This is a genomic window from Natronomonas salina (genome assembly GCF_013391105.1).
Taxonomy (GTDB): domain Archaea; phylum Halobacteriota; class Halobacteria; order Halobacteriales; family Haloarculaceae; genus Natronomonas; species Natronomonas salina.
Genome location: NZ_CP058335.1, coordinates 3,273,640 through 3,291,445 on the forward strand (window position 1 = coordinate 3,273,640; position 17,806 = coordinate 3,291,445).

The 17,806-nt window shown below is 66.7% G+C and carries 15 protein-coding genes; 3 read left to right on the forward strand and 12 right to left on the reverse strand.

Translation table 11 applies throughout. The features are described from left to right. Positions 1 to 28: 28 nt before the first annotated feature. From gdhB to HWV07_RS17000, 3 genes are all read right to left on the reverse strand, one after another. Entirely contained in the window at positions 29 to 1,321 is a 1,293-nt protein-coding gene (gene gdhB / locus HWV07_RS16990) for a glutamate dehydrogenase GdhB (RefSeq protein WP_178335459.1), read from the reverse strand. Positions 1,322 to 1,324: 3 nt separating this feature from the next. Next, positions 1,325 to 1,501 carry a rubrerythrin-like domain-containing protein gene (locus HWV07_RS16995; RefSeq protein ID WP_178335460.1) on the reverse strand — a complete coding sequence of 59 codons (177 nt, stop codon included), beginning with the start codon at positions 1,499 to 1,501 and terminating at the stop codon, positions 1,325 to 1,327. A gap of 75 nt (positions 1,502 to 1,576) precedes the next feature. Continuing rightward, the gene (locus HWV07_RS17000; RefSeq protein WP_178335461.1) at positions 1,577 to 4,378 is read right to left on the reverse strand and encodes a bacterio-opsin activator domain-containing protein; all 2,802 of its coding nucleotides are present in this window, start codon (positions 4,376 to 4,378) and stop codon (positions 1,577 to 1,579) included. A gap of 788 nt (positions 4,379 to 5,166) precedes the next feature. Between HWV07_RS17000 and HWV07_RS17005 the strand changes: the two genes are divergently transcribed. Both HWV07_RS17005 and HWV07_RS17010 read left to right on the forward strand, forming a co-directional pair. After that, on the forward strand, positions 5,167 to 6,015 hold the full coding sequence (locus HWV07_RS17005) for an MBL fold metallo-hydrolase (RefSeq protein WP_178335462.1): 849 nt from the start codon (positions 5,167 to 5,169) through the stop codon (positions 6,013 to 6,015). A gap of 418 nt (positions 6,016 to 6,433) precedes the next feature. Then, positions 6,434 to 7,942, forward strand: coding sequence for an amidase (locus HWV07_RS17010; protein WP_211694161.1), 1,509 nt, complete (start codon positions 6,434 to 6,436; stop codon positions 7,940 to 7,942). Positions 7,943 to 8,676: 734 nt separating this feature from the next. Here HWV07_RS17010 and HWV07_RS17015 read toward each other — a convergent pair. Next, on the reverse strand, positions 8,677 to 9,102 hold the full coding sequence (locus HWV07_RS17015) for a sterol desaturase (protein ID WP_178335464.1): 426 nt from the start codon (positions 9,100 to 9,102) through the stop codon (positions 8,677 to 8,679). Between the two features lie 191 nt (positions 9,103 to 9,293). Between HWV07_RS17015 and HWV07_RS17020 the strand changes: the two genes are divergently transcribed. After that, a complete protein-coding gene (locus HWV07_RS17020) occupies positions 9,294 to 9,860 on the forward strand; it encodes a hypothetical protein (RefSeq protein WP_178335465.1) in 567 nt (188 codons plus the stop codon). Positions 9,861 to 9,920: 60 nt separating this feature from the next. Here the strand turns inward: HWV07_RS17020 and HWV07_RS17025 are convergent, their stop codons facing one another. The 8 genes from HWV07_RS17025 to HWV07_RS17060 form a co-directional block, all read right to left on the reverse strand. After that, a complete protein-coding gene (locus HWV07_RS17025) occupies positions 9,921 to 10,685 on the reverse strand; it encodes a pirin family protein (protein WP_178335466.1) in 765 nt (254 codons plus the stop codon). A 117-nt stretch (positions 10,686 to 10,802) separates the two neighbouring features. Further along, positions 10,803 to 11,804 carry a phytoene/squalene synthase family protein gene (locus HWV07_RS17030; RefSeq protein WP_178335467.1) on the reverse strand — a complete coding sequence of 334 codons (1,002 nt, stop codon included), beginning with the start codon at positions 11,802 to 11,804 and terminating at the stop codon, positions 10,803 to 10,805. 67 nt (positions 11,805 to 11,871) lie between these two features. Further along, the gene (locus tag HWV07_RS17035) at positions 11,872 to 13,467 is read right to left on the reverse strand and encodes a bacterio-opsin activator domain-containing protein (protein WP_178335468.1); all 1,596 of its coding nucleotides are present in this window, start codon (positions 13,465 to 13,467) and stop codon (positions 11,872 to 11,874) included. Positions 13,468 to 13,776: 309 nt separating this feature from the next. Beyond that, a complete protein-coding gene (gene hemA / locus HWV07_RS17040) occupies positions 13,777 to 15,135 on the reverse strand; it encodes a glutamyl-tRNA reductase (RefSeq protein ID WP_178335469.1) in 1,359 nt (452 codons plus the stop codon). Further along, the gene (locus HWV07_RS17045) at positions 15,132 to 15,779 is read right to left on the reverse strand and encodes a precorrin-2 dehydrogenase/sirohydrochlorin ferrochelatase family protein (RefSeq protein ID WP_178335470.1); all 648 of its coding nucleotides are present in this window, start codon (positions 15,777 to 15,779) and stop codon (positions 15,132 to 15,134) included. Before HWV07_RS17045 ends, hemA begins: the two co-directional genes overlap by 4 nt. A gap of 25 nt (positions 15,780 to 15,804) precedes the next feature. Continuing rightward, positions 15,805 to 16,863, reverse strand: coding sequence for a siroheme decarboxylase subunit beta (ahbB, locus tag HWV07_RS17050; protein WP_178335471.1), 1,059 nt, complete (start codon positions 16,861 to 16,863; stop codon positions 15,805 to 15,807). Positions 16,864 to 16,938: 75 nt separating this feature from the next. Then, positions 16,939 to 17,343, reverse strand: a complete 405-nt coding sequence (locus HWV07_RS17055; RefSeq protein ID WP_178335472.1) for a DUF5778 family protein — start codon at positions 17,341 to 17,343, stop codon at positions 16,939 to 16,941. Between the two features lie 98 nt (positions 17,344 to 17,441). After that, positions 17,442 to 17,636 carry a cold-shock protein gene (locus HWV07_RS17060; protein WP_178335473.1) on the reverse strand — a complete coding sequence of 65 codons (195 nt, stop codon included), beginning with the start codon at positions 17,634 to 17,636 and terminating at the stop codon, positions 17,442 to 17,444. Positions 17,637 to 17,806 lie beyond the last annotated feature (170 nt).

Sequence of the window (17,806 nt, forward strand, 5' to 3'; positions counted from 1 at the left end):
GGGAGAAATCGACGCTATCGCCGAGCGGTCAGGGCCACAGTCCGCGGAGTTCGTGGGCCTTCGCGACCCGGGAGAGCGCCAGGATGTACGCCGCGGTCCGCCAGGAGACGTCCCGTTCGTCGTACTCCTCGCGGACGGCGTTCCACGCGGTGACCATCTCGTTCTCGAGTTCCTCGTTGACGCGCTCGCGGGACCACTTCCGGCGGTTGATGTCCTGGAGCCACTCGAAGTACGAGACCGTCACGCCGCCGGCGTTCGCGAGGATGTCCGGGATGACCGGGACGCCCCGCTGTTCGAGAATCGAGTCGGCGGCGAAGGTCACCGGGCCGTTCGCCCCCTCGACGACGAGGTCCGCCCGGACCGCGCCGGCGTTCTGGCCGGTGATGACGTTGCCGATCGCACAGGGGGCGAGGACGTCCACGTCGAGTTCGAGCAGTTCGTCGTTCGCGATGACCGTCTCGGCGTTCTCGGTGACCGCCTCGGGTTCCTCGTCGTGGGAGGGGATCTCGTCGACCGGTAACCCGGAGGGGTCGTGGACGGCGCCGTTGACGTCGCTGACGGCGACGACGTCGGCCCCCCAGCTGTCGAGCAGACGGGCCGCGTTGGCGCCGACGCTGCCGAAGCCCTGGATGGCGACCGAGAGGTCATCCATCGGCTTGTCGTAGTACCGGCAGGCCTCCCGGACGATGATGGCGACGCTCCGGCCGGGCGCGGCTTCGCGGCCGTAGCTGCCGCCGATCTCGGGGGGCTTCCCGGTGACGACGCCGGGGGTCGTCTCTCCCTGCTGGACGCTGTAGGCGTCCATGAACCACGCCATCGTCTGGGGGTCCGTCCCCATGTCGGGCGCCGGGATGTCCGTGTTCGGGCCGACGATGTCGCGGAGTTCCTCGGCGAATCGGCGGGTCAGCCGCTCGCGCTCGGTCGGCGAGAGCGTCTTCGGGTTCACCACTATGCCGCCCTTGGCGCCGCCGAGCGGCAGGTCCATCACGGCGGTCTTCCAGGTCATCCACATCGCGAGGCCGACGCACTCCTCCTCGGAGACGTGCGGGTGGAACCGGAGGCCGCCCTTGAACGGCCCGCGGGCGTCGTCGTGCTGGGCGCGGTAGCCGGTCAGCACCTCGACGGAGCCGTCGTCCCGCCGGAGGGGCACGGAGACGCGCTGGACGCGCGTCGGGTGTCGCAGCCGCTCGACGACGTTCGGATCGAGGTCGAGCTCCGCGGCCGCGTGTTCGAGCTGCCGGCGGGCGGTCTCCAGGGCCGTCTCGGACGTCTCGGGGTCCGCCGCGGTCTCGTCTGGCGGCGAGGAGGTTCCGGACGACATCGGTTATTCGATCGGCATCGCGGTGTTCCGGAGGTCGTTACCGCACTTGGGGCAGGTCCCCGGGCTCGTCTCGGCGCGCTCGCTCCAGCCGCAGCGTGTGCACTCGTAGACGGACTCGTCGGCGTCCGCGCCCACGTCCCAGACCTCGTACGCGCCACCGGTTGTATCGTCTCGTCCCATGCGTTGCAATATTTGCCTCAGGAGGATAACCTCGGGCCTGCGATATCGAAGGGTGACTCGACCCACCAGGGTTGACTATCGAACCCCCTCGGCGTCGAACAGGAGCGCGAACAGTTTGCGCTGGGCCTTCCGGTTGAGCTGGTAGAAGGCGGTCGGCGAGACGCCCAGCATCTCGGCGATCTCCTCGCCGTTCGTCTCCCGCGGCGTCTCGAAGTAGCCGCTGTGGTAGGCGGTGCGGGCCGCCTCCAGTTGGCGGTCGGTCAGCCGGTCGGAGATCCGGGTCTGGAGCCGCTCGTCGGACGGGCGGTCGTTGGACCGCTCCTGTCGCGACCGGAGGTCGGCGCGGTCGTACCAGCCGGCGACCACCTCGTCGATGGTCCGGACGTCCGTCGACCCCGGGACCGTTACGACGAGCGTCGTCCCCTCGTCGTCGGCCGCGAACCGCTCCAGGACCGCGCCGTGGTCGGCCAGCGCGGTCCCGATGAAGGGCTCGGAGAGCTCCAGGCGGAGCGTCCCCCCGTCGTCGTCGATCGCGATCGGACTCGCCTCGTCGACGCCGACGAACCCGGTGGCCGCCTCCGCCACCGCCTCGACGTCGCCGCGCTCGACGGTCACGAACACCAGGACCCGGTCGCCGAGGCGTTCGACGCCGCCCTCGATGGCGAGGTCGCTATCCGTCCGGGCGGCCAGGTTCGCGAGCAGGCACTCCTCGCCGCCGACGTCGTAGGTGAGTTCGGTCGCCGTCCCGCCGAGGAGGGCGTCGCGGCGCCGCACCGACCCGATGGCCGAGGCGATGGTCTCGCCGAGTTCCACCAGCACGCTGTCGATCGGGTCGTCGACCGCGTTCGCCTCGGTCGCGTAGACGGTCATCGTCCCGTACATCGCCCCCTCGTAGGTCAGGGGGACGCTGATGACCGACTGGAAGCCGCGCGACAGCGCCTCGACGCGCCACTCGTCGCGCCGCGGGTTCGTGGCGACGTTGGAGACGATCGTGGGTTCGCCAGACCGCATCGTCTCGTAGGCGGGCTCTGCCGACGACTCGGCGTCCGCCGGGAGCGCGTCGAGGTAGCCCTGGCCCGTGCCGGACCACGCGTGGATCTCGAGGCCGGTCGCGGTGTGCTCGCCGATCCACGCGAAGGCGAACCGGCCGGCGGAGGTGAGCCGCTCGCAGACGGCGCGTTCGATCTCCTCGCGGGTCTCCGCCTGCACCAGCGACCGGTCGATCTCCCGGATGATGTCGTTGATCCGGTCGAGCTCGACGAGCTGGTCGTTGCGCTGCTTGAGCGTCTCGTCGCGCTGGTGGAGCTCCTGCTCGCGGTCGATCCGGTCGAGACCGGCCTCGACGGTGGCGGCGAACAGGTCCGCCAGCTCGAGGGTCACGTCGTCGATGGAGCCGCTGACCTCGTTGCCGACGACGAGCACCCCGTGGTCGCCGATCGGGACGAACGCTGCCGCCCGGAGGTCCGTCGCCGGGGTCGCCAGCTGGGTCGCCTCCCGCACGTCGTCGTAGTAGACGACCTCGCCGCGGACGAACGTCTCGCCGACCAGCGAGTCCGCGTCCGGCGGGACCGTCGGCAGGGAGCCGTGGAGTTCGGCGAACCGCGGCGAGACGGCCATCGGCCGGAGGACGTTGTCGTCGGGGTCGTAGAGGTAACAGGCGGCGGCGTCGACGGGGAGGCCGTCGACGATATCGCTGGTGAGCAACTCGGCGGCGTCCGGCTTGGTCTCCGCCGAGAGCAGTCGCCGCGCGGTGTCGTGCAGCGTCGTCAGCGCGCGCTCGCGCTCCTTCCGCTTGGTGATCTCCCGGCAACTGTAGAGCCGCGTCCCGCCCTGGATCGAGACCTCCTTGACGTTGACGAGGAGCGTGTGCTCCTCGCCGACCTTGTCGGTCGCCGTACACTCGATGTTGGTGAGGACGCCGTGCTCGGCGAGTTCCGCCTCGTCGAAGAGGTCCTCGCCGAGCAGTTCGTCGATGGTGCCGAGCTCGTGGATCTCCTCGGCGGTGTACCCGAAGATGAAGTGGACGTTCGGACAGACGTACGTGAACGCGCCGTCGTCGTCGGTGACGAGGACGGTGTCGGTCATGTTGTTCAGCGTGATCCGGTGGAGGCGCTCGGACCGGCGCAGCTCCTCCTCGAGTTGCCCCTGCCGGGTGACGTCGGTCGCCTCGACGAGCACCGTCGATTCGCCCGCGACCGGGTGACACGACAGGTCGAGCAGCGTCCCGTCCTCGGTCTCGATGCTCGAGTGGGCGGTGCGCCCGTCGACGGCACTCCGGATCGCCGACCGGACCTCGGAGGCAGCGGCCGCGTCCAGTGCCGGCAGCTCCCAGAGCTGGCCGTCCGCCCTCGAGAAGCGGTCGGGGACGGCGGAGTTCGCCGACAGGACCCGGCCGTCCGTGTCGACGACCCACCGGTAGGCGTCGGCGTCCTCGAACAGCGTCTCGAACTGCGCGGCGCGGCGGCGCGTCCGGGCGCGCTTCTCGGCGGCGTCGACGGCTCGGTGGACGCGGTCCGGGAGGGCATCGGCGAGGTCGGCCCACGGGACGTAACCGTCGGCACCGGCGTCGAACGCCTCGGCCGCCAGGTGCTCGGAGCCGTCCGGCGACGTGACGACCGACGGGATCCGTGGTGCGTCGTCCTGGAGCGACGAGACGAGGGCGGGGATCGCCGAATCCGATGGCGCGCCGGCGACGACGAGGCAGTCGAATGTCGGGGGCGTAGTGGCCAGTTCCTCGCGGGCCGACGCCGCAGTCGTCGCGGTCACGAACTCGACGTCGGCGTCGCCGAAGGCCGCTCGCGGGGCCTCGAAGCACTCCGGCTGGCCGACGAGCAGGAGCCGGAGCGGCTCGTCGGTCCCGGTGGAGTCCTGCGGCATATACTGCGCCCTGGGCCGGTGTACGGTTAAACGTATCAGGAGGTGTCCACGCGATCGCAGGCCAGACGAGCGGCCGGTCCGCAGCGCCGCTGGCACGGATCGGCCATCAAGCTTATCGTACCGCCATCCGGCACTCCTGATGGTCCCCGCTCTCTTTCAGACGCCTGCGTCGACCATCTCCTCACTATCGAAGAAGCGGCGGACTGATTCCCTTACACTAATCTTCGACAATCAGGAACCAGTGAATCTGCCCGCAATTCGCTCTACCGTTCGAGAGAGCTGAGGCGAAGTTCGTGCCCGGTCTGTCGACCGTGATGGAGCAGGATTTCGGTCGGTCGAACGTCGTCGTCGACATTCACGATACGCTCGAACGGACAGTGTTTGCACCTCACCACTCTTCGACCCCTACTCATGGATGCTTCTCCGTGAGCTCGATACTGGCGTTCCTGCGCATAGCTCGAGAACAGAAGAGGATGGACAAGTTGCTTCGGTAGACTCAAATCGCTATTTCACCGACAACGAGTGGCAAACTCGTCGAGAGACTGTTAGTGCATCGCCACTGAAGAGTTCAGACGTTACTGTAGGGGTTCGAGCGTCTACGTCGAACATCTGCTCGTAGATATCTCTCTAAGCCACCGGACGTCACGAGGTCCGCAATCTTGCGCCCCTCGCCAGTCAGGGGGTCCACGAAACCGCCATCGCTGAGCCATTCGTCGGCCTCCCGATCAGGGAACAGACAGGCCCCGAGCAGGGAAAGACAGATACTCGCGGTCGTTGTTACTCCGACGATGAACCGGACCGACGGGTGGTACGACGTCGAACACCTCTCGGCTGAGACGTGGCGAATCATCGAGGGGGAGGCGTACGGCCAGTATCTCGTCGCCGGGTCTGAACGTTCACTTCTCGTCGACGCCGGTATCGGCATCGGTGACCTTCGGGGACTCGTGACCGACCTCGCCGGGACGCCCATCTCCCTGCTGCTGACACATTGGCACTGGGACCATATCGGCAATGCAGCCCGATTCGCGGACGACGGCGTCTCCATCCACCCAGCGGACTGCGGCGCTGATGGACGTGTCGCACTGGACGGTCGATCCGACGAGTTCGTCGACCGGCCGGATCGCTTCGTCGAGCGCTGGAGAGCACGCGGCAACGAGTTCCCCGACGGATTCGGCCCCGACGCGTATACAATCGAGCCTGTTGAAGCTCCATCCCCGATCGAGGATGGCGACCGACTCGAACTCGGCGACCGAACGCTGGAGGTGGTCCACACGCCTGGACACTCCCCCGGGCACGTGGCGGTCCTCGACCGAGACGCAGGCGTCCTGTACGGAGGTGACGTCATCCACCGTGACGCCGGGGTGTACGCTCATCTACAGGGCTGTGATCTGCAGGCCTACCGGGAGACGTTCGCTCGGCTGATCGACCTCCGGGATTCGGGCGCGTTCAACACGCTTCTCACGAGTCACAATCCGCCCCTCACCGGTTCGGCGCTCGACGTTCTCGACCGCCTCGAAGCGGAGCTCCAACGCATCCTCGATGGGGTTGCCGACGGGGAACGCGTCGAGACTGATTGGGGTCCGGCCGACGAGTACGAAGTCGACGGCTCGACGATCCTCACACACGCAGCGATTTAACCCACCGAAGGAGAGGGGGCTACCCTGTTCGATCAGTGCAAAGACGTGTCGCAGTGTGACCGCGAGTGAGTTGTGGCCCTCGAGAGAGTGCCTCTAGTCTGGCTGTAACCCTCGGCCACTGCAGGAGTACTGAGCGGGCATATCGAAGGGCGTCCGAGATTCTAGACTGGAAAACGGGGATACCCCGTGAGTGGCAACCGATGGAACGCTATTGGTTCATATCGGATATTATATTCACGCAATATCTATAGAAACTACACACCAGCGGGCAGAAATGCATAATTAACGATAGGTCGCAAGTCTGCCCGTCATGCCAGATAATGACAACCACAATCCGAGGCGGAATGAAATCGGAAGACGGAGTGTCCTGAAAGGCGTCCTTGCCGGCGGGGCGGCGTTTCTCGGTGCCAGCAACGGCGTGACGGCGAACAACGGTGCGGGGATAGCTATCGAGGACACGGCGGGAGAGGACCTGGAGCCGCGTGATTACTTCACGTCGACAGTGACGCTCGCCAGCGATGTCCGGGATGGTGAGGTATCACCGGTCGAACTCGTCGACCGGTACCTCGGACGGATCGACGAGCGGGAAGCCGACCTGAACGCGTTCATCACCCTGACACCGGACCGGGCACGTGAAGCCGCCCAGCGAGCCGAACAGGCAGTCGAGAACGGGGACGACCTGGGCCCGTTACACGGCGTCTCGTTCGCGGTCAAGGACAATCAAGCGCTACGTGACGTGCGCTTTACCGGCGGTTCGCTGGCGTTCGACGACCGGACCGCCGAGAGCACGACGCACGCCATCCAACGACTCATCGACGCGGGCGCGATTCCACTCGGCAAGACGAACCTACCCGAGTTCGGCTACATGGGGAAGACGGACAACTTACTCACCGGCCCTACGTCGACGCCGTTCGACCTCGACCGGAACGCGGGCGGGTCCTCGGGCGGCAGTGCCGCGGCGGTCGCCGACGGGCTCCTCCCGTTCGCGACTGGTACCGACGGCGCCGGCTCGATCCGGATTCCGGCGTCCTTCACCGGGACGTACGGGCTGAAACTCACGTTCCGCCGAATCGGCTCCCCCAACGGCTCCCCGTTTCGACCGGGACAGACGTTCTTCCATCACAGCGTCCTCACGCGGACTGTCGCCGAGGCGGCGCTCGTTCTCTCGGTGATGGCCGGACCCATCAATCGAGACCCCCATACGAAGCCCGATACTGTCGATTACATGGGCGCACTCGACCACGGCGTCGAGGGGCTCTCGGTCGCCTACAGCCCGGATCTCGGCGTCTTTCCGGTCGACGAGCGGGTGCGGAGCGTCGTCGACGATGCCGTCTGGACGATCCGTGATGCCGGCGCGGAGGTCACGGAGGTCGACGTCGACCTCGGGCTCAGTTACGAAGAACTCATGGAGACGGTGGCGATCAAGTGGGACGTCTCGTACGCGAACCTCGCCTCGTCCCTGGCCGAGGACGGGATCGACATGACAGGCGAAGACAGCGACCTCTTTCCGGAGGCGCTGGTCGATATCGTCGAGAGCGGGCAGGAACTCAGCGGCGTCGACGTCGTGGGTAACAAAGGCCCCCGGACGACGGTCTTGAACGGTATCGCGTCAGTGTTCGACGAGTACGATCTGCTCGTCACGCCCACGCTCGCGGTGCCGCCGATCCGAAACGACGTGCTCGGACCGACCGAGATCCAGGGCGTCGAGGTGGACCCGATCATCGGCTGGCTACTCACGGTCGTGTTCAACTTGACCGGCAATCCGGCCGCGTCGGTTCCGGCGGGGCTGACCGATGGCGGGCTCCCGGTGGGAATGCAGGTGGTCGGCCCCCACCTCGCCGACGAACGGGTCATCGCCGCGAGCGCCGCGTACGAAGACGCGAATCCCTGGTTCGACGACTATCCAGCCCTCCGGGCGAGTTGCTAACTCGCCGATCGTTACACCTGTCGCAGACACCACGGATTGCAGGAAGCGATTATTCCTGATTCCCGAACCGATTCGACCGATCTACGAGATTCAAGGTGGATTCGCAAGGAAGGTTTCGTTGTGACTGTGGGGTAGACGTACCGTTTGGTCAACAAGATGATGGGGTCCAGTGTGACTGTGGGGCCACGTACGCAATCACAGGGACGTAGCTGACCGCTCCGTCGAACCGCTGATGGGACCGCTGCAATAACCAGTTGCCGTCTCCAGTCCCACGCGTTATCCCGCAGTAACCCCGAGAAGAACTATCGAGTGTCACAAGTGTCTCAGTAGCAATGCAGCGTTGATGGAGTTGAGCTATTCGAATGGTGGTTCGCACAGGATGTTCCTCTGCAATGGCTGTCTCGGGGATTTCAAAAAAGACAGTTCTATTAGTTTGATTTCACGAGTGAAACGGGCTGAGAGTAGCCTCACGTAGTTCATGGCTCTCAATTTCCCCTGCTGATTTGGACATCACTCCAAGTCGCTTTCAAACGCTCAGCTCACCCGGTCTTCCAACACGCTGGGCAGAACTAATCCAGTCCATTCGATCTAATCAGAGTTTCACTTCTGTCACCGCTACATCTATTCCACATTTGCCGCAGTTTACCGGGTCAGGCAGTATAGGGGTCGGATGAATCGGTGAGTACAGGTAGGAGTGGTAACAGCAGAGGAGGCGGGTTTGGGCTTCGTTAATATCAATCGCCGTCTGTTGAAGCCTGTGTTTCGGGGGTTGAGGTGGTCGTCTCGTTCGAATCGCCTTCTACTCGTTCTAATACAGCAAGTGTGCCCGCTGCGTATGCTACGAGTCCAGCGCCTAGAACAAGGAAGCCGAGTCCGAGACGCAGTTCATTCGAAATGGGGAGCATTGGACTCACACCGATGAGAGCGGCGAGCGTCACGAGTCCGACACTCAGTGAAGTCCACCGTTTATCGGCCCACGTATTGCCCGTGGTGTAAGCCGGATACAGGTGTCCGATGTGGAGGGAGAATTTGAGACCACAGACCCAGCAAAGCCCAGTTACAAGAGCGAGGCTGAGATAACCACTTAGCCAGTAGAGACTGCCGCTTATTCCACCCCCGATGAGGAGGGCAATGAGGGAATCCCGGCGCGTGCGTTCCATATCCCGATGGATGTTGAACTCCTTGTTAAGTGTTCACCGAAGAAAAGTGCAGGTGCGAAACTTTCAGTTCGCAGGCTCAGTCATTCGGCCGATTCAGTCACAACTCGCTGGAACAATATCCCACCTGAATCGCTCTATGCAAGGAACGTAACGAGCGAATATTTTTCACGTCGTAGTGGTGTTGAAATCGTATGCCCTCCAAGCGGCGACAGTTCCTGCAGGTAATACCGATGGTAGCTGTCGGAATCACAGGGTGTAGTAGTCTCCTGCCGAACGAGCGGGAGGACAATCGGACGACAACACCGGACTCTCGAGGCGGATTGCAGTACGAGCCGACGACCCCGGCGGAGAACGGCTCACGAACGCCCTACGAGGAACCGAAGTACGTGTTGCAAACACCGGTGACGGTCACCGGCAGAAACGTGCGGAGTGCCTCCTACACAGTCGCTGTTACCCTGGAAATTCGTCCCGAATCTGAAGACGACTTCCGAGAGGTGCGAAACCACACCTACGAGTTTCGTCCCGATGAGTCGGTGGGAATCGGCGAATTCGAAGCGGCCGGTGCATATCGCCTCCGCGTCGACATCGCGGGTGAGCGGTACGAGGAAACTCTCGCCGTCCCGATGCGAGACCTCGCCGATTGCAATCACCCGCGAATCGAGATCCACGTACACGACGCGGCGGTCACCATCGGCTATACGAGGACCGATGCGGGGTGTCCGCCTGTAACGGTCACACCGACTGCCGACGAAGCATAATAACAGACCCGTCACTTCGAGAACGGCCAGCGGATCCGTCGGCGACTCCTCGCCGGTATCTCAGCGACCGATCGTCCCCTGTCGCGTGATCGGGGCGTCGGGGTCGATGACGAACGCGACGATGGTCGAGTCCTCGATTGCGGTGACGGGTACGTCGCTGTCTCCCATAACGAGCGCGCTCTCGGTGTACCCCACGCGCTCCGCACCGACGTCGACCGCTCCCTCGAAGACGTACAGATACGTGTGCCAGCCCGACCGTGACGGGAGCGTGGTCGTGGCGCCGGACGCGAGTCGGCAGTCGTAGAGGTGGACGTCGTTGCGGACCGACAGCGGGGCGTCGGTCCCCTCGGGACCGAACAGGTGCCGCCACTCGTTGGCAACGGGGTCGGGGATCGGTTCGTACTGGATGCCCGGTTCGAGGTCGAGACTGTGCGGACGGACGAAGATCTGGAGCATCCGCAGCGGCGGGTCGTCGGCGAGCGTCTCCTCGGCGTGCCAGAAGCCGCTGCCGGCATTCATCACCATCAGGTGCTCGGCGTCCGTCACGAGTTCGTTGCCCTGGCGGTCGTCGTGACGCATCACCCCGTCCGGGACCCACGAGATGATCTCCTCGTTGCGGTGCTGGTGCATCCGGATGCGCGTCCCTGGGTCCATGAACGACTCGACGACGGTCGCGAGCGGCCCGTAGCCGTGGTCGTCGTGGTCGGGGACCGCTCGACCGGGGAAGTCGAGGTGGATCCGGAACTTCCCCTGGTTCTGCGAGACGTCCGTACGCGGTGCTGTGTAGATACGAGGCTGCGTCTGCGCCGAGGGCGATTCGTCCATTGCCCTGTCGTAGCCTCTCGGCCGGTATATGGGTTCTGCGTGTCGGTGCTCGACACGGGAGCGTTCATAGATCTGCGCCCCGGTTGCATTCTACATCTCCTGCCTTTGTCGTCCCTCTCAACTCGATTGCGGTCGGCCCGAGTCCCGTAGCGGGGCCTCGCTGGTGGTCGTCTCCTCCGCCAACCGAGACCCGGTACTTCGACCGCTGGGGGCCGTTTCCGGTACCGCGCTCACGGCCTCGAAGACCGCCTCCGGGTCGTGGGACCGGCGCCAGTGGTACCAGGTCCGGGCCGCCAGTGCGAGCCGCCGGGCCGTCGACAGCGACGGCGTCTGCGAGACGACGTCGTACCCCTGCCGCCGGATGAGGCGGTGGTGCTCCGCGTAGAGGACCGCGGCGAGCAAGACGCCGAACTGGACGTCCTCGGGGAGGTAGCGGATACCCGCGACGCCCTCGCGGTAGCGGGCCTCGGTCCGCTCGAGTTCCTCGCGGATGACGTCAGCCATCCCCTCGGAGAACGTCAGCGACTCGACGGCCGCGTGATCGACGCCGTGCCGCTGCAGCGTCTCGCGGGGCAGGTAGATCCGGTCGTACTCCGCGACGTCTTCGCGGACGTCCCGCAGGAAGTTGGTGAGCTGGAACGCCTCGGCGAGTGCCGCGGCGTGGGGCCGCGCCGCCGGGTCGAGGTCCGGCGCGAACACGTCCAGCAGGAGGTGCGCCACGGCGACGGACGAGCCCCGAAGGTACTCGTCGAGTTCGGCGGCGGTGTCGTACCGGTCCTGTTCGAGGTCCCGCGCCATGGCGTCGAGGAAGATATCGATCTCGCGGTCGTCCAGGTCGTGGGCCTCCCGGACCGCCGCGAACGCCTCGAGGGCCTCGCCGGTCGGTTCGCGCTCGCCGAGTGCCTGGGCGCGGACGGCCGCGAGGTCGCGACGCTGGTCGGCGACCGACGACGGGTCGGGGTCGTCGACCACGTCGTCGGCGACCCGGAAGAACGCGTACAGCGCGTACGTCGGGAGCCGGGCCCGTTCGGGGAGCAGTCGCGTCGCGAGGTGGAACGTCCGACCGGTGCGTCGCTGGATCGCCTTCGCAGTGTCGATCCGGGGTAGCTGAGGTGTCATGGGTCGATGGGTGCGTCGTCGACGCACCCTGAGTTACCAGTCTCGGACGGATACCGGGGATGCCTTACTAGTAAGTGTGTGGCGCGGTCCCCTCGAGGAGTGCTGCGAACACCTTCCGTTCGGCGGCCCGGAGGTGCTGATGGAACGTCGCCCGGGAGATCCCCATCATGTTCGCGAGCTCGTCACCGGAGACTGTCCGCTGCTGGTCGTAGTACCCGCTGAAGAAGGCGCTCCGCAGGGCCGTCGCCTGGCGCTCGGTGAGGGCCGCCTCGTGAGCGGCGCCGAACGCCGACTGCGTTGATGGCCGCTGGTCTGACTCACGGTGGGCGAGCAGTTCGACGTCCTCGTACCGGTCCTCCAGGAGTTCGAGGATGACGCGACCCCCGATCTCGGCGGGGATCACGACCTCGAGTTCCCCGACGCCCCGCTCGGCCGTCAGCGAGCGGAGTTCCCCGCCACGTTCGGCGATGCGCTCGACGACCGACCCGGGCGCGAGCCGGAGCTCTACCAGTGTCGAGTCCTCACCGCCGACGCGGGCGGCCGACTCCACGTCGTCGACGTCTACTGCCGACTCGGCCGGCGGTCCCGGGCCGCCGACAGCGTCGACGAAGAGCCGAAGGCCGGCGTCTCCGCTAGCGGCGGCGCCGCGGTAGTCGAGTCGACAGTCCCAGGCGTCGGCCAGCGCGACTGGGAAGAACGCCCGGTCCGCGATCGAGAACTCGAGTTCGACGACGTCGTCCGCCGCGAGCGCCCGGCGGTTCTGGACCGCGTTCACCGCGGTCGCCATGCTCCGCCCGACCGCCTCCAGCACCACCCGTTCGCGTTCGTCGAGCGCGTCCGCCGTGACCCCTCTGACCACCAGGACGCCGTAAATCGCGTCGCCGTACACGAGCGGGACGGCGGCCAGGGCGCCGTCCGACGTGTCGGACCCGAAACGGGAGCCCTCGCCGGTCTCGGTGGTCACCACGGTCCGATCACGGTACGCACGGGCGGCCGCTGAGGTGCCGTCTAACTCGAGGGTCTGTTCGTCGAGCGAACCGTCGAAGCCGGCCGCAGCGGCGGTGACGAGGACCTCCCGGGCCAGGTCCGGCTCGCCGATCCAGGCCGCCGCGTAGGCGTCCGTCGCCGCGATCCGTTCGACGATCGCGCGCTCGGTCTCCCGGCGGTCGACACCGTGCATCAATAGCTCGGTCACGTCGGCGAGTAACCCGTTGATCCGGTCGACCAGCCGATCGAGGCGCTCGCGCTCGTCCGCCAGCGCCAGCTGGGCCTCCTTCCGCCGCGTGACGTCCACCTGGAAGCCAACGTAGTTCGTCACCTCGCTGTCGGCGTCTCGGAGCGGCGCGACTGTCACTTCGTTCCAGAACGGCTCCCCGTCGCTACGGTAGTTGACGAGTTCGACGGTGACCGGCCTGGCTGCCTCGATCGCCGACCGGAGTTCCGCGACTGCCGACGGGTCGGTCCGTTCGCCCTGGAGGAACCGGCAGTTCCGGCCGAGCACGGCTTCCCGCGAGTAGCCCGTGAGACGCTCGAATGCGTCGTTGACGTAGACCAGCGGGTTGTCCTCGCGGCGAGGGTCCGAGATCGTGATGCCGACCGGCGCCTCGTCCATCGCACGCTCCTTCAGCTCGAAGGCCACGTCGCGGGACTCCTCCTGCGGCATACCCGGTCTAGACCGGAAACGGCCAAGAACGTTCGCACGGCTCCCGTGGGATACCGACCCATCGTCCCGGTGAGTCACGCAGAAAGCTTATACGAAACTCGCCTCCCGGTACAGGTAACCGCGCCGAGGAAATGACCGTCGCGTGGAACACCACGGCGGCGGACCGGGTAGGGGTACACGGCGGCGCGGGCCGACTCGGATTTTTCACGGTGGCCGGCATCGCCGACTGTCCAACCGGAGAATCAGTAGAATTGACGTCGTCGGAACGACCGACTGGTTCCGTGCACCTACTCGTCCGAGCGGCGGATCTCAGTCCTCTTCCGCCGATAGCTGTTCGAGGACGGCGGCTGGCATCTGTTCGCGCATCTCCTCGGGGATGCCGTCGGGGCCGTCGGGGATCGAGGGGATGTCCATCGTGTCGTCCAGGCCGGGGTCGAATAGCTGGAGGGCGGTGTTGATGGTCGACCAGTCGTCGTTCTCGGCGGCGTCCCGGAGGCTCTGGGTCGGCGCCGAGAGCAGCTGGCCGACGAGGGCGTCGGCCATCGACTCGAGGATCTCGCGCTGCTCGTCGGTCACCTCGCCGTCGGTCTCGGCTTCCAGCTTCGCGACCGCGGTGCGGAGCTCGCGGGCCTTCATCCGTTCTGCGCCCTCGTACATCGCGGCGATGACCTGGTCGGCGCGCTTGCGCTTGTACTGGCTGATGAGGTGGTCGAACTCCTCGTCGATCATCGCCTCGACGGCCTCGGCGGCCTCGCGGCGCTGCTCGCGCGTGCGGTCGGTGACCGCCTCGATGGCGTCGAGGTCGCGGACTGTCACGCCGTCGACGTCGTCGGCCCCCGGGGCGACATCCCGCGGCTGGGCGATGTCGATGACGAGCGTCTCGCCGGCGTCGGCGAGCACGTCGCGGCCGACGACGTGGTCGTCGCTGCCGGTCGCCGTGATGACGAGGTCCGCGGTCTCGGCGGCGGCCGGGAGCGCGGCGAGGCCGACGGCGGTCGCGTCGGCGTCGATCTCGTTGACGACGTGCTCGGCGTGGGGGAGCGTCCGGTTGGCGATCACGACGCGGTCGACGGCTTCGGCGAGCGACTGGGCGGCCAGCGTCGCCATCTCGCCGGCGCCGACGACGAGCGCGGTGGCGTTGGCGAGGTCGCGCTCGGCCTCGGCCAGCCGGACGGCCGCCGACCCCAGCGAGACGACGCCCTCGTTGATCGTCGTCTCGGTGCGGGCGCGCTCGCCGACGTGCAGCGCCTTGAGGATCGCGTCGTCGAGCGTCGGACCCACGGCGCCGGCGCCGCGGGCGTCCTCGTAGGCCTGCCGGACCTGCCCGATGATCTGGTCCTCGCCGAGGACGAGCGACTCGAGCCCGCAGGCGACCCGCAGCAGGTGCCGGAGGCTGGCCTCGTGGCCGAGGTCGCGCACCGCGTCGCCGTCGACGTCGCCGACGTGGTCGTCGAGGACGGCCCTGGCCGTCGCTTCGTCGTCGGCGACGACGTACGCCTCCGCGCGGTTGCACGTCTGGAGGACGAACGCCTCGGAGATGCCGCGCTGTTCGTGGAGGCGTTCGACGGCCGCTCGCTGTGAGTCCGTGCAGGCGGCCTCGATCTGTTCGACGCTCGCGTGGCTGTGTGAGACGCTCACGCCGGCGATGATTCCTGTTCCTTTGGTCACTCCAGTTCACCCAACGCCGCGTCGACGACGGCGTCTACTGTTCGCCGTGGCTTGTCCCTCCCGGTACCTAAATCCTTCCAAACCTGCGGGGATTGCACCACCTGACGGAGCGCTTCCCGGCGAACCGACGGGTCCACGCCCCGGTCTTTTAACTCCTCCCGCACTTCGCCGGTCAGTTCGGCGAGTTCGCCCGCGCCCCCGATCTCGGACTCGACGCGCTTCCGGAGCTCCTTCGCCAGCGCCGGGCTCGCGCCGCCCGTCGAGACGGAGACGACCACGTCGCCGTCCCGGACCGTCGCGGGGACGACGACGCTGCCGGCCTCGCGGCCGCCCGACTCGTCAGCGCGGTTGACGAGGACGTGGCGGGCGCGCGCTTCCTCCTCGACGGCCTCGTTGACCGCCTCGTCGCTGGTCGCGGCGACCGCCAGCGCCGGGTCGGTGCGGTCGAACCACTCGGGGACGTCGTCGACGCCGGGCGACGCACGAACCCGTTCGGCGCCGCCGTAGTCGTCGTCGGGGAACGTCGGACTCACGACCACGACGTCGGCCTCGCGAGCGAACCGCCGGGCCTTCCGGGCGCCGACGCGCCCGCCGCCGAAGACGAGGACCGTCTCGCCCGTGAAGTCGTGGTAGAGGGGGATCATGCGTCCGTGGACTCTCCTGCCGCCGTCATCGCGTGTTCGCCTCGGCGCGCTCGTCCAGCCGGATCCCCGTCTTCTTCAGGATCCGGGTGGAGAACAGCGTGTCCCAGTCGTCGTCGCCGACGTCCCAGTACCGCTCCATCGTCTCTCTGACCTCCTGGATGCGCGCCTCGCTCTCCGCTTCAGAGCGGCCGTGCGTCATCGCGAAGAAGTTGTACGGCCAGACCCCCTCGTGGCGGGGCCGCTGGTAGCAGTGCGTGACGAACCCAAGGGAGGCGACCTCCGGGCCGACCTCCTCGACGAGGTCGTCCGGGACGTTCCAGACGGTCATCCCGTTCTCGGTGTACCCGAGCGCGTAGTGGTTCGGGATGACGCCGACTCGCCTGACCTTGCCCTCCCGGTCGAAGCGCTTGATCGTCCGGCGGACCCAGTCGGCGTCGACCCCTAACTCCTCGGCGACGTCGGCGTACGGCGTCGCGGTGATCGGCAGGCCGCCCTGGATCTCGACGACGAGGTCGCGTTCCTCGGGCGTCAGCGTGTCGCGGTCGACCGCCTCGACGTCCGGCCCCAGGGCCGAGCAGTCGACGTCGCCGTCCTCGACCGGCCCGTCGAGCAGGAACTTCGCCTCGACGCGGAACTCCCGCTGCTTCGGGAGGTTGTAGGTCTCCTGGCCGGTCTCGGCTTCGATGTCCGCCAGGACGCGGTCGACCTCGTCGGGGTCGGCGACCGACACGACGAACCACATGTTGAGGTGGGGGTGCTCGCGCTCGTAGTTGTGGGCGACCTCGCGGTGGGCGTTGACCTGCTCGGCGACCTCCTCGAAGCGCTCCTCGGGGGCGTGCATCGCGACGAGCGTCGCCGCGCCGCCGATCTCCTGGGCGTTAATCAGCGCCCCGAAGCGCGTGAGGACGCCCTCCTCGTCGAGCGCCTGGACGCGCTCGAGGAGTTCGTCGGCGGTGACGTCGACGCCGCGCTCCCGGAGGGCCTCGGCGGCGGGTTCGAACGGCTCGGCGACGACCGGGAAGCCGCCCTGGAAGGCGTTGACGACCGCCCGGTCGAGGCGGTCCAGCCCGGTGGACTGACTCATTACACCGTGGTGGGGGCCTCGGCACCATAAGGGGTCCGCTCCGATCGGTCGGTCGCAGGGAGGTCGCGAGACCGACTACTCGCCGCGGACGCCCGTCGCGTCGAAGCCGAGGTCCTCGACGCCCTCGACGATCGCCTCCTGGTCGGCGTCGGCCTCGTAGTAGAAGACGACGTCGTAGGTGCCGTCGCGCATCAGCTGCTGGCACTCCCAGACGAACGCCTCGTCCTCGAGGGTGCGGCCCTGGTGCTGGTTGACGCCGAACTCGGGGTCGTCGTTGCCGGAGTAGACGAAGGTGTCCTTGGGGTCGATCCCGGATGCTTCGGCGATGACGTTCCCGACGTCGAGGGTCGCCTGGTGGAGCGTCGGCTCCTCCTCGCCGGTCAGGTCGGTGCGCACGATGACGCCGTTCAGCTCGATGTCGCCGGGCTCGAGCAGCGCCTTCGTCCGCTGATAAAGGTCCTCGTCGATAGCGTCGCTCATACAGAGCGGTCGCTATCGAGGGTAATACAGGTCACGGTCCGCGACGAGGATCGCCCGCACCGCGCCGAAGTCGTCCGCTGTGCAGCTGTGTCGGTGGGTTACAGTCGCTCGAGGTTCTTCGCTCGGGGACCCTTGTCGGCCTGTTCGATGTCGAACTCGACCTCCTGGCCCTCTTCGAGGTCCGGACCGCCGACGTCCTCCATGTGGAAGAAGACGTCCTCGTCCGCGTCGTCAGTCTCGATGAATCCGTAACCGCCAGTGTCGTTGAAGAAGTCAACCACGCCTTTCGCCATTGCACCTGACCCGAAGACGGGATTAGATAAAAACCCTGCGGCTACATACCGCCGAGCTGACGCGTTAGGAGGCGGTTACGTTAAACGAGGGGCGGAAACAAGTTGTCGGACGGAGACTTCCCCTGGCCTATCGTCCGGCGTTTCGCGGTTCCGAACGGCGTCGTCACCTC